The 12206-nt window shown below is 46.4% G+C and carries 7 protein-coding genes, 1 tRNA gene and 2 pseudogenes; 8 read left to right on the top strand and 2 right to left on the bottom strand.

Translation table 11 applies throughout. From position 1 onward, the window contains the following. Window positions 1-23: 23 nt before the first annotated feature. From rpoD to Q5L94_RS05555, 4 genes are all read left to right on the top strand, one after another. The gene (gene rpoD, locus Q5L94_RS05570; RefSeq protein WP_317497451.1) at window positions 24-1853 is read left to right on the top strand and encodes an RNA polymerase sigma factor RpoD; all 1830 of its coding nucleotides are present in this window, start codon (window positions 24-26) and stop codon (window positions 1851-1853) included. Window positions 1854-1878: 25 nt separating this feature from the next. Continuing rightward, window positions 1879-2655 (top strand): amidohydrolase family protein, encoded by a 777-nt coding sequence (locus Q5L94_RS05565; protein ID WP_011235426.1) that lies wholly within the window; start codon window positions 1879-1881, stop codon window positions 2653-2655. 18 nt (window positions 2656-2673) lie between these two features. Continuing rightward, window positions 2674-4092, top strand: coding sequence for a HAMP domain-containing sensor histidine kinase (locus Q5L94_RS05560; RefSeq protein WP_317497449.1), 1419 nt, complete (start codon window positions 2674-2676; stop codon window positions 4090-4092). Window positions 4093-4138: 46 nt separating this feature from the next. Next, window positions 4139-4214 (top strand) — tRNA-Ile (locus Q5L94_RS05555). A gap of 220 nt (window positions 4215-4434) precedes the next feature. On the opposite strand, the gene Q5L94_RS05550 is transcribed toward Q5L94_RS05555, so the two are convergent. Continuing rightward, window positions 4435-4947, bottom strand: coding sequence for a virulence RhuM family protein (locus tag Q5L94_RS05550; protein WP_317497448.1), 513 nt, complete (start codon window positions 4945-4947; stop codon window positions 4435-4437). Between the two features lie 807 nt (window positions 4948-5754). Between Q5L94_RS05550 and Q5L94_RS05545 the strand changes: the two genes are divergently transcribed. Both Q5L94_RS05545 and Q5L94_RS05540 read left to right on the top strand, forming a co-directional pair. After that, on the top strand, window positions 5755-7284 hold the full coding sequence (locus Q5L94_RS05545; protein WP_317497447.1) for a S10 family serine carboxypeptidase-like protein: 1530 nt from the start codon (window positions 5755-5757) through the stop codon (window positions 7282-7284). Window positions 7285-7349: 65 nt separating this feature from the next. After that, complete coding sequence (locus tag Q5L94_RS05540) at window positions 7350-7904, top strand: YaeQ family protein (RefSeq protein ID WP_054489537.1); 555 nt, start codon at window positions 7350-7352, stop codon at window positions 7902-7904. A 51-nt stretch (window positions 7905-7955) separates the two neighbouring features. Here the strand turns inward: Q5L94_RS05540 and Q5L94_RS05535 are convergent, their stop codons facing one another. Further along, on the bottom strand, window positions 7956-10967 hold the full coding sequence (locus Q5L94_RS05535) for a diguanylate cyclase (protein ID WP_317497446.1): 3012 nt from the start codon (window positions 10965-10967) through the stop codon (window positions 7956-7958). Between the two features lie 62 nt (window positions 10968-11029). Here Q5L94_RS05535 and Q5L94_RS05530 point away from each other — a divergent pair. Together Q5L94_RS05530 and Q5L94_RS14265 are read left to right on the top strand one after the other, a co-directional pair. Next, window positions 11030-11296: pseudogene (locus tag Q5L94_RS05530) on the top strand (MotA/TolQ/ExbB proton channel family protein); the annotation flags it as partial. Window positions 11297-11309: 13 nt separating this feature from the next. After that, window positions 11310-12113, top strand: a pseudogene (locus tag Q5L94_RS14265) (VWA domain-containing protein); the annotation flags it as partial. Between the last annotated feature and the right edge of the window lie 93 nt (window positions 12114-12206).

Here is a 12206-nt window from a genome sequence, read left to right as displayed (position 1 = left end):
ACAGTCACAGGTGGAACGTCTGTATGCAGCAGAATCGGCAATCGCAACTTAAGGTCCTTATTGCGAAAGGCAAAGAACAAGGGTTTTTGACATTTGCTGAGGTCAATGACCATTTACCGCAGGAAATTGTTGATTCCGATCAGGTTGAAGACATTATTCGCATGATCAACGACATGGGTATACGCGTGTTTGAAAGCGCTCCCGATGCCGATGATCTGATGATGGCAGAAAGTGCTGCAGATGAAGACGCTGCCGAAGAAGCCGCGCAAGCATTAGCTTCTGTTGATGGCGAAATCGGCCGTACAACCGACCCTGTACGCATGTACATGCGTGAAATGGGGACTGTTGAGCTACTGACTCGTGAAGGCGAAATTGACATTGCCAAGCGTATTGAAGAAGGCATTAATCAGGTTCAATGCTCTGTCGCAGAGTACCCAGAAGCTATTAACTTCTTGCTTGAGCAGTGGGACTCCTACGAAGCTGAAGAGCTGCGCTTAACCGACATTATTTCCGGATTCATCGACCCAGACGAAGTAGACGAAGCGCCAGTAGCAGCCACTAATATTGGTTCTGAACTTCCTAACGAAGAGCTGGAAAAAGAAGAAAACGATGATGACGAAGACGAGGAAGAAGCGGATACCGGTATCGATCCGGAATTCGCACGCAGCAAATTCAATGCACTTCGTGAACAGTATGAAGCAACACGTCAGGCCATTGCTAAGCATGGTCGTGATGGTGCCGATGCTCGTGTTGAAATCGATAAGTTAAGCGACTTATTCAAACAGTTCCGTTTGGTTCCTAAGCAATTTGACCGTCTGGTTAAAGACATGCGTGCCATGATGCAGCGTGTCCGCGTTCAGGAACGTATTATCATGAAGATAAGCGTTGAACAGGGCGGAATGCCTAAACGCAACTTCATGAAAGCTTTTGCTAGCCATGAAAACAACTTGGCTTGGGTTGATAAAGAGATTGACTCTGGTGCTGGCTATTCCGACACATTGAAAGAAGTACGCGGCGAAATTGAACGCTGCGTTAATAAGCTGGTTGACGTAGAACGCGAAACCGGCTTAACCATTGCTAAAGTGAAAGAAATTAACCGGCGTATGTCCATTGGCGAAGCCAAAGCGCGTCGTGCAAAAAAAGAAATGGTTGAAGCTAACCTGCGTTTGGTTATCTCCATTGCGAAAAAGTACACCAACCGTGGTTTGCAGTTCCTGGACTTAATTCAGGAAGGTAACATTGGCTTGATGAAAGCCGTGGATAAATTCGAATACCGCCGTGGTTATAAGTTCTCAACTTATGCAACCTGGTGGATCCGTCAGGCAATTACCCGTTCAATTGCGGACCAGGCACGTACTATCCGTATCCCGGTTCACATGATTGAAACCATCAATAAGCTGAACCGTATTTCTCGCCAAATGCTGCAGGAAATGGGGCGCGAGCCACTGCCGGAAGAACTGGCAGAGCGCATGATGATGCCGGAAGACAAAATTCGCAAAGTACTGAAAATAGCGAAAGAGCCTATTTCAATGGAAACTCCAATTGGTGACGACGAAGATTCTCACCTGGGTGATTTTATTGAGGACGGCACTCTGGATCTGCCAATCGACTCGGCAACGTCGGAGAGCTTGCGTAACTCGGTTCGCGATGTACTTGGTGGTTTAACAGCACGTGAAGCGAAAGTATTGCGTATGCGCTTTGGTATTGATATGAATACCGACCATACTTTAGAAGAAGTGGGTAAGCAGTTTGATGTGACTCGTGAACGAATTCGTCAAATTGAAGCCAAAGCATTAAGAAAACTTCGCCATCCAAGCCGCTCAGAGCAGCTTAAATCGTTCTTGGATGAGTAAGATACTATCTGACAAAGGAGGCAGCATGGGTAACAACCGTGACAATTGGCCGAAACGTATAATTGACTCGCATTTGCACATTTATGATGACGAGTTTCCGCTAATTGAAAACCAAGGTCATATCCCTGAGCCTTTTTACATTGATGACTATCGTAACCTGGTACGTGGCATGCCTATTGAAGGTGGAGTCATTGTGTCAGGTTCGTTCCAGGGTTTTGAACAGCGCTACCTGAAAGCTGCGCTGGAAAACCTGGGCAACAATTTTGTGGGTGTTACCCAGTTGCCGGGAACCGTTAGCGATGAGAAAATTCAGCAATTGAAAGAGCACGGTATTCGCGGTGTGCGCGTTAACTTAAAGCGCGGTGTGCATCGTGATATTGAAGGTATTGTTGATTTTGGTAAGCGCATTTGGGACTTAGCAGGATGGCACCTGGAAATCTATGTTGACAGCCGCGAGCTGGACGACATGGTTCCTACTCTGCTTAAACTGCCGAAACTCAGTGTAGACCACTTAGGTATGGCGAAGTCGGGCTTGTCCCAGGTTCGTCGTTTAGCCGAAGGTGGTGTAAAAATTAAAGCCAGCGGGTTTGGGCGTACGGAAGTGAATATTGAAGAGGCCATTAAAACTCTGAATGAAACGAACCCAGACGCGTTGATGTTTGGTACCGATTTACCGGGCACACGCAGTAATCGTTCATTTGAGCCTTCAGACATCACCAATATTGTGAATGCTCTGGATAGCGAAGAGGCAGTTGATAAAGTCTTTTATCAAAACGCCCGCAGCTTTTATAATTTACCTTAAAAATAGAGAGTGAGGTAAGTGCAGTCTCTCTCATCTCACACTAAACATAACCGCTGGTTAGCTATTGCCATAATTGCAGTAGCTGTCGGCGGTTTGTTAGTTGCGTTCTGGTTTTCTGCAGGCGAAACCCTGCAGCGCAATCAAAACGCCATGAGCAGCTCTTGCCAGAAGGTGCAGTTAGCGGTAAACAGCCTTTTCCCTGCTTCTGAATCATCGCAACAACAAGTGAGCAACCCCGACTTGATGCATCAGGCACTCAGTGACGCTATAGCCGACACTCAGGGTGTTAAAGGTGGCTTCTGGCACACTGCACAAGGCTTTATGGGCTTTGCATTCCCTACCAGCAATAACAATAGCTCGGAAATTGGCATTAGTAATGACGATGTTCCTATTGTTCGTTCTGCAGTGCAGCGCTCGTTAGAGCAGCAACGCGAGGTGGTTTCTGTACAGTCGAATGACCGAGTGGCAACAGTGGTCGCCGCTTGCCCAGAGACAAACCATTACAACCTGGGTATTTGGCTAAAAAAAGACGTGCAGCTGGTACCGGCAGACTTCTCTATTATTGTCAGCGTACTGTTTGTGCTGCTGGCTATTATTGGCGGCATACTGGTGGTGTGCGAGTCGGTATTTAACCGCAATTGGCACTCTGAGCGTGACCGCATGGTGGCGCAAGCTGAAGACAATTCTCAGGCCGTTACCGTTACCACGGAAATACCAGAAATTCAGCCATTGTTGTTGTTGTTATACCAGGCGCGTCAAAAAATTCAGGCCAAAGAACGTGAGCTTAGCCACCAGATGAACAAAGTCATTATGGCTAACCAAAAAACGTTGGTAGGGCGCATAGCGCGCTCAATGACAGCGCTTGCATTAGCTGACCTGGAAGACATGCAGCGCAAGCTCTCAAAAATGAGCGAAGACGACATTAAGCGTAAGCTTTCGCAGCTAACTGAATTGTTTAGTTCATTTGGGGAAGTCACCTCAGAAATGGGCAGTGGGAAAGCCGTTTCAATTGACGTAGGAGATTTTCTACAGAGCTTATCTGACTACCACGAAGGCCATGGTAACGAGAAAGACATAACTCTAACCGCCATAGCGGAGGATGGGTTAAAACTAGAGGCTGATCCGTTACTTGTTCGCTTTGCAATGGACTATTTAATACGCCATATCATGAGTTTTGTGCCGGTAAATTCCGAAATTATGCTGCAGGCAAACGCAGAAGAAAACTTTATAAAAATTGCTGTTAGCGACGAAAGCTCGGGTATAGAAGAGAAAAACAAGCATTTGCTCTTCCACGCCGACGAATTGGCACCAACTCAGTATGGCATAGGGCTTAAAGTAGTGCGGGATACGCTTCACAGCCAGGGCGGCGACATAAATTATGAAAAACTTGAAAAAACATCGCGATTTAACGTGCTGATACCCATGACAAAAGGGTAAAAAGTTCGTATAATTTGCGCCGCTTTCAAGCATTCCAACCAGAAATGGCCCCTTAGCTCAGTGGTTAGAGCACCCGACTCATAATCGGTTGGTCCCCAGTTCAAATCTGGGAGGGGCCACCACTTTTAAAGGCTTTAAGCCGAAGTTATCACTAACTTAAATCCTTTCTTATGTAGCATGTCGCTTATGTGTCGCAAATTGTAACTTGAAAAGGAGTTTTATAAGTTTATCTGCTTTTGTAATAGTGATGAGCTTGTAGATTAAAAGAAGTATTATGGAACGCTTGGCTAACGCCTTCCGTAGCGTTGGGGAGCCCCTTTGTCGATACTTCCAAAAATAGCTTTAGCCAACGGGGGAAGCTTTGAAGTCCAGAGCGACTGCTTCGCCGGCTTCCGTCACAAGTCCCTGGTTGCTAAGCGTTCTGCTTAATAGACTGAGTGCTTGTTCAAACTCAATACCGCGCTCTTGCAAGCGGCGCTCATTGAGGGTGTAGCCTTGGATCAAGTGATCTTTAAGTGTTCTTGTTGCCCATTGTCTAAATTGAGTAGCGCGCTTGGAACTGATCCGATAGCCGACAGATATAATGGCGTCGAGGTTGTAGTGCTTGATTTGACGACGCACTGCGCGCTTACCTTCTTGGCGAACTACCGAGAAATCCTCGGTAGTTGAATTTTCTGCTAGTTCAGCTTCCCGATAGATGTTTTTTAAGTGTAAGCTAATGTTGTCGGTCGATGTATCGAACAATTCGGCCATTTGAGATTGACTTAACCAGACGGTATCCTCCTGTAACGCGACTTCGATTTGCGCTTGACCATCCTGGCTTTCGAAGATTTGGACTTGCTTATTTTCTTCCATTAGCTTTGTTCCTTAAACACGCTTTTAGCGTGCGCTGAACCATTCAGCTGCTGTCTGTATCAATTTTCAGCGCTATCAACGACTTCAAGGTGCACTTCATTTGTCGATATAATTTTTCATCTCATCGATTTGTGATTGTAGTTTGTCGAAACATTGCTCGCAAAAGTCAAAGTCGAACTTTTGGCCATCTTTATTTTAGCCATAGCCAAACTGCGCCTGCAATTGCGCGTGGCTTGAATTTTCGTCTAGACTGTCCGAGTACGCTTTCGAAGTCGTTTATGACGTTATTCTGGCAGATATCGCAAATAACATCGCTGATAACCGCTACTTTTTGCACTGTTTTTTTGTTCATTATTTTTATATTACTGAAATGCTCTTAAGGAGCCCTGTAGATCACTCTAAGCTGTTAAATATAGAAAACCAAGTTGTTTTTAGGGTAGGTCGGTATAGCGGCACCTGAGCCTTTTGCTTCGGTTGTTTTGTCTGGTCGCGCCGATTTTGTATAACGTTGCTTTCTTCAATTTTGTGACGGCAACTCCCAACATCTTAACGAGGTGATAGTCGCACCGAAAATATGCATGAGGGTTCTACCCCGTTATCACGGACGGTTTAAAATCGCACTTATTATGCTGACGGAACCATTCAACAGCCACGAATGATCAACGGCATTTTGCAAGCGTTAGGTTTGTTTTTGGCGATGTGTGGAGTGATCGGTATTGCACTTGAGCGTCGTCTTCTCAATAAGTAAGTTATGAGATACTGAGTTGTGGTAATCTCAGATAAAACAGAATGAACAGGAAACAATCCGTGAAACAATCAAATCGTTATATCAACTTAGCAGCCTTGCTGCTGTTAGCACCTTTATCGCTAAACGTGCTGGCACAAACCACTGAATCGGAAAGTGAAGAAAAACCGGTTCCTGATCCAGCGGAGTTTGTTTCCGAGCATACCGGCTCTTTTAACGGAGAACGCATTGATTATCGGGTGACTGCCGGCGAGACGTATCTGCAAAATGCTGAGGGCGAGCCGACGGCTAGCATTTTCTCTTTTGATTATGTTGCCGAGGATGAAGAAAATCGCCCGGTGACGTTTGTCTGGAACGGCGGTCCGGGTTCGTCTTCAAACTGGTTGCATATGGGCGGTTATGGTCCAAAACGTATTGTCGTGCCCAGTGATGCAGAGCACCCAGGCGTTGCGCCTTATACCATTAAAGATGCACCTGAAACCATTCTTGATGTTACCGACATGGTGTTTGTGGATCCGGTAGGCACGGGCTTCTCACGCGCTGTTGGCAAGGGTGAAAAAGAAGACTTTTGGGGGCTGACGGAAGATGCAGATTCCATGGCTGCTTTTATTGCCCAGTGGCTAACCGAAAACAACCGCTGGAACTCGCCGGTGTTTTTGTTGGGTGAGAGTTTTGGTACTACCCGGGCTGCTGCTGTTGCTAAGGTACTGCTCGATGACTACGTGATTAATGTTAACGGTATTGTGTTTGTGTCTCAGGCGCTCGATTATCAGGGCTCTACACCTTATGTCGATGACAATATCATTTCCTACATTACTTATATTCCGACCATGGCTGCCACGGCGTGGTATCACGGCAAAGTAGATAACTCGGGTGACTTTGAGGCTTTTATCCAGCAAAGCCGTGAGTTCGCATCACAAGAACTACTACCTGCGTTGTTTGAAGGGAATTTGCTAAGCGAAGAGAAAAGAGCAGAGTTAGTCAGCGAACTGCAACGGTTTACCGGCTTGAGCAAAGAGTATATTGAGCGCGTTGATTTGCGCATTAACGCGTTTCGTTTTGCTAAAGAGCTGCGACGCGACGAAGGTATTGCCGTAGGCCTGCTCGATAGTCGCTACACCAAAGACGAACGCGACGATGTTGCTGCAAGCCCGCGTGAAGATGCTGCTCGTGCTATTTCGCCGGCCTATAAGGCATCGCTGATGCACTACATGCGCAGTGAATTAGGAATTGACTGGAACCGCAAATATTTGAACCCGGCTGACCCGGAACTCTCTGGGAAATGGCGCTGGAGTCCTCTGCCTGAAGGTCGTTCATGGGAGCCGCATTACGTGAATACGGCTCCGGATTTGGCCGCAGTTCTGCGCAGTAACCCCGCATTAAAAGTTATGGTGGGCTCGGGCTATTATGACCTGGTTACTCCGTTTTTTGATGCTGAGTACACACTTAATCGCCACGGCATCGCACCTGACGATATTATCTATCACTACTATCACGGCGGCCACATGATGTATGTGCATGAACCAGCGCGAAAGGCCTTACTGGAAGATACCCGACAGTTTATTCAGAGGCAGACCGGAACAACTGATTAACTATATCAATAGCGCGAAGCTCATGTGACTTTCGCGCTACCACACTCGCTCATTTAGGTACCGAAATGGCATTGCAAGCAACCCCTTATAAAATCTCTCTGGATATTTCGGATACTGATCGCGGCGTTTACGAGAGTGTGAAATTTACCGTTGCACGACATCCGTCCGAGACGGAGCTTCGTTTAGCCACACGAGTATTGGCTTATGCGATGTTCTATCATCCTCAATTAGCCTTTGGCCGAGGGTTATCTGACAGCGATGAAGCGGCACTCTGGGAAATGGATCTCACTGGTGAAATTCAGCATTGGATTGATGTTGGCCTTCCTGATGCCGCTCGGGTTATCAAAGCCAGTCGGCGTGCACCGCGGATGTCGGTAGTTGTTTATGGTAATGCGCGGTTGTGGCGAGAAAAAGTGCTACCTCAGTTTGCTCACTTAACCAACGTGAATGTGTTTGTTTTACCGCAAAATGAGTTAGCTGAGATTGCTTCCAAACTACAACGCTCGACACATTGGGGCGTGATGATCAGTGATGGTCAGCTGTATATCAGTGATGATGTTGAACAGATGACCGTTGCGTTTGAGTGTCTGCATGGTGAAATGCCGGAGTTCCACCTATGAGATGTTATGCTCATGGAAGCAGCTGTATGACTGGTGTTTATTTATAGAAGGCTATTTAAAGGGATTCGTATTGGCAACAAACCTGTTTCTTCCCTTTTCTTTGCCTTCGTACAGTGCATCATCTGCGGCTTTAATCCAGACCGCTAAATTGTCTTCTTCGGCATTGAAGCTGCTAATGCCTATCGTAGCGGTAATAGCTACCGGAATCCCTTCGCAGTCGAGCTCTTGGTTAGCAATTGCCAGGCGAAGCCTGTTCGCAGTCTCTTCAGCTTTTTTAATGTCGAGGTTCGGTAAAGCGAGGACGAATTCTTCACCGCCCCAACGAGCAACAATGTCTTGCTCTCTGACACAGCTAGTGAGTGTCTGACTAACGGCTTTTAATGTGCTATCGCCAGCGTTGTGACCGTATTTATCGTTAAACTTTTTAAAATGGTCGATATCAATAAGTAGGATGCTTAATGGCTCCTTGCTCTTTTGATGTAGTAGTATCAAACGCTGAAAACTGTTTTCGAACCCCCTGCGATTCAACAGTCCTGTGAGCGGATCTGTTTCCGATAATTTTTGGAGCTTTTCGTTTGCGAATTTGAGTTCATTCGTACGCAGCGCTATTTCAGCTTCAAGTTTAAGGTTCGCACGCTCCAACGTTTTAGTACGTAGTCGAATGGCAACATAAATACATACTATGAACACTGAGGTGCCAACAAAAAATGTCCAAAAGTTGTACCACCACGGCGCACGGACTACGAGTGACAAGGTCAGTGGTTTTTTACTCTCTATGCCTTGACTGTTTCTGCCTTGAACAGTGAGCTGGTACTTGCCCGGCGGTAGCGCGTTAAAGTTGAGTGAAAGATCAGTTGTCCATTCGCTCCATTGATCATTTACTCCTGATAATTGATAGCGAATTGAGTTCTTTTCGGGGGCCCGAAAATCAGTAATAGCGAATGATAAACGAAACCTTTGGTAATCTTCTGGCAAAATGAAACGTTTTGATGTTAAAGCGTATCGATCGGTAATATTTTCATCATTCACCTCAATAGAGGTCAATGCAGTATTGGCAACCACTTCTTTAATTTTAACCTGCTCGGGCGAAAATGAACTTGCTCCCGCTGTGCTACCAATGGTTACTTCTCCGGTAGAGGAACTGTCAATTGCGTGCTCTATAAAATTACTTGATGGCAAGCCATCGGCTTCGTTTAGTGTAATAATTTTATGAGAGGTTAAATTTAATCGAGCCAAGCCCAGTGACGTGATTACCCAGAGGTTACCGGTCTTATCTGCCGTTATGCCCAATATCCGGTTAGACGGCAATCCGTCAGATTCAGTGAAATGTCGGGTTGTTTTGCTTTGAGTGTTGTACTCCCATAAGCCGTTGTCGCTGCATAACCAAATGGTGTTTGGCCTAAATGAGTATGCGCAGAGTAGAGTTTCATTGTTGAAAGGACCCTCTACCAGTGACTGGTTCGTTAGGTTAAGCAGACCTGAGTAGCCGGTCGCACTATAAATTCCCGAGCTTTCAACAGTAACTATGGAGTAAGCTTGATCGTTCCGAAGCTCGCCAAATTTTTGGTTGTGCCAGGAGAACATTCCCGAGTCTCGATCGAATTTGACGATTCCCTGGCCCCATAAGCCCAGTAAAATTGTGCCATTGTCTGATTCATGTATCGCTGTGACTGTATTTTCTTCAAGCCCAAGCTGAATCTCTATGGCATCTACCGGATCGAGTTTTGGGTTATCGCTCTGTGTTCTAAAAAGCTCTTGGTTGGTACCCACCCAAAGGTTGCCATGGCTGTCGGTAATAAGTACATTAACTTCTCTTACGGGGTACTCGTTGTTAAAAGGAAAAAACTGCCATAACTCGGTTACGGAATCGCGTTTATAAAGCCCCGCGGTGTTCGCTAGCCAAAGGTCGTTGTTATTGGCGTAATGTATAGCTTGTACGGGGTTGTCAGTGGCCGGCACATTAGAGAGGGCCTTTACGCCGGCTAACGGGTCGGTAAAGTTGTTGACTGTGGTTATACCTTTAAATAAACCTTGCGATCGAGTGCCAATCCATAATGTATCTGTTTTATCAAAGTGCAAGGAGCGAATGTCAACATTTTTAAGGGCTGCCCAGTCGTTTTTTTGTTTTATAAAGGTCCGGCTTTCGGTATTGACTTGGTAGAGCCCTTCGCTGGCGCCAACCCATAGCGAAGACTGCTTGCCGTTGTTGCTTTCAACAATCATATCGTTAACGCGTAAACTGGCCGGTGTTTTCACACCCTCAAAGTGTGTCGGCTTGAACGTGTTGGTTTCATTACCAAGATAAAATAGCCCCTGAGCCGTGCCTACCCAGAGCGTATCACCTACCAACTCAATGGTCCGTACCTGATTTGCCCTGTTTTCGCCAATATTGTCAGGATCGACAAAGTACTGCTCCCAAGTTTTTAAGTCGAGTGAGACTTTAAAAACGCCCTGAGAACTGGCTACCCACAAAGCAGAACTTGATTCCGTAATCCACCATATTCGAAGGTTATTAAGGGGGTGCTGCTCTGCTAAAAACTTAAAGGTTAGATCCTCTTGAATCGTCTGGCCGGGCTTAATGTATTGCAGGCCCCCCAGTGAGCCAACCCAAAGACGGTTTTGACTGTCTTTAAACAGGGTTTGCACACGATTGTTTTTGAGGCTGCTGCTGTGTTTGGTTTGTTTAAACTGATGAGCTTTTTGTGTTTTTGAATTCCAGGCAGCTAAACCATGACCCCAGGTAGCAGCCCAAATAATGTCGTCGTCAATGAGTAGCTTAGAGAAATCAGCCGTTTTAACTGAGGGTAAAACAGCCTCTGTCCAGCGAGAAAACTGATAGCCGTCGTAACGCAGAATTCCGTCGGTATCTGTCGCTAACCACAATAATCCGCTTGTATCCTGTGTTACTTGATATACAGAGGACTGTCTCGCGGCCATATTTTGAGCAACCCGCGAGAACTCTTTATGTTGCTGTATTGGGCGAGCGTTCGTCGTCAGACTGACAGCGACAATAATAGTGAAGACAAATAAATACGTCATTGCCTCACTGACATACTTCCTCATAACATCATGCTTTATAGTTACTCATGGTTGTGAGCTTACGCTAGCCAGTCTATTTTAACAATATTATCTGGGCTATTCCGTCTATTGGTTTCGTGGGTACGGTTCGCGGTATTGGCTCGGCGCTGGCGCAGGCTGACAAAGCACTCGATGGTGACATTGCCGGTATGACTGCATCGCTGGGCGTAGCTTTTAACTCGACTTTGGTGGCACTGTTTATTTCTTTGATTCTGATGTTGTTTATGCATTTGCTGAACAGCCGTCAGGACAAGATGGTGATCCGTACGCAAGAGTCCTGCGAGAAACACTTGCTGTCTCATTTACACAGTTAATTGAGCGACTCAGATGCGACGAACACGCCAGGCTGGCGACGGCTTTAACTTATCTTTTCTGGATGTCATGGCATGTGGGCTGGGCGCCGTCATTCTTATTTTTATCCTGATAGATTTTAAAGCTTTTACGCCCGACCCTTCAGAAGAAAAAGAAAAGCTTGAGCAGGAGCTGGCGGCGTCAATGGACGAGCAGCAGCGTCTGAAAAAATCCATTGACGAAATTAATGACAAAATAGCGCTGGAGTCGGCTAAGCAGGATGATTCCGAAGAAGCGAAAAACGACACCACCCAGGAACAAACCAAAGCTCTGCAGGACTTGTCGACTCAGTTGGCCGTAGTTGCCGATCTGGAAAACCAGTTAGCGGCCTTGTCCAAAGAAGTTGAGAAGTCAGCAAACGTTGAGCTTTCGGGTACGGGTGAGCAGAACTTTATCACCGGCATGAAAGTGGAAGGCGAGCAAATAGGCATTCTGGTGGACAAGAGCGCCTCCATGATGGGCGACAACTTAATTGACGTGCTGAGCAAACTGGCTTTAAGCGACAGCAAAAAAGTCTCTACTGCTAAATGGATAAGGACACGGCGGGTTGCACAATGGTTGCTGGCACGGCTGCCGCAAACCTCAAAAGTGAGCGTGGTGACTTTTTCCGATACCGCCAAACGACTGGGCATGCGTAATGTGAGTACAGCATCAGTCAGTGGCTCTATGAATTCTATTGTGAAGGACTTAGGCGCGGTTGTGCCAGAGGGCGGAACCAATCTTCAGCTGGGCATTAGTACGTTATTTGAGACAAACCCGGATATTACCGACGTGTATATTGTAACGGATGGCCTGCCAACATTGGGAGACGGTCTGCCGATTTCCTGTCGTAACTTTATTTCGACGAAAAAGTCCATTTCCTCAGACTGCCGC

It is taken from the genome of Idiomarina sp. Sol25, from assembly GCF_033052775.1.
Taxonomy (GTDB): domain Bacteria; phylum Pseudomonadota; class Gammaproteobacteria; order Enterobacterales; family Alteromonadaceae; genus Idiomarina.
This window is presented reverse-complemented; position numbering and strand designations above follow the sequence as displayed.

What these genes read in the sequence shown, in the direction of transcription:
- rpoD (WP_317497451.1), top strand. Translation starts at nt 24, where the DNA reads ATGCAGCAGAATCGGCAATCGCAACTTAAGGTCCTTATTGCGAAAGGC.
- Q5L94_RS05565 (WP_011235426.1), top strand. Translation starts at nt 1,879, where the DNA reads ATGGGTAACAACCGTGACAATTGGCCGAAACGTATAATTGACTCGCAT.
- Q5L94_RS05535 (WP_317497446.1), bottom strand. Translation starts at nt 10,967, where the DNA reads ATGAGGAAGTATGTCAGTGAGGCAATGACGTATTTATTTGTCTTCACT.
- Q5L94_RS05540 (WP_054489537.1), top strand. Translation starts at nt 7,350, where the DNA reads ATGGCATTGCAAGCAACCCCTTATAAAATCTCTCTGGATATTTCGGAT.
- Q5L94_RS05550 (WP_317497448.1), bottom strand. Translation starts at nt 4,947, where the DNA reads ATGGAAGAAAATAAGCAAGTCCAAATCTTCGAAAGCCAGGATGGTCAA.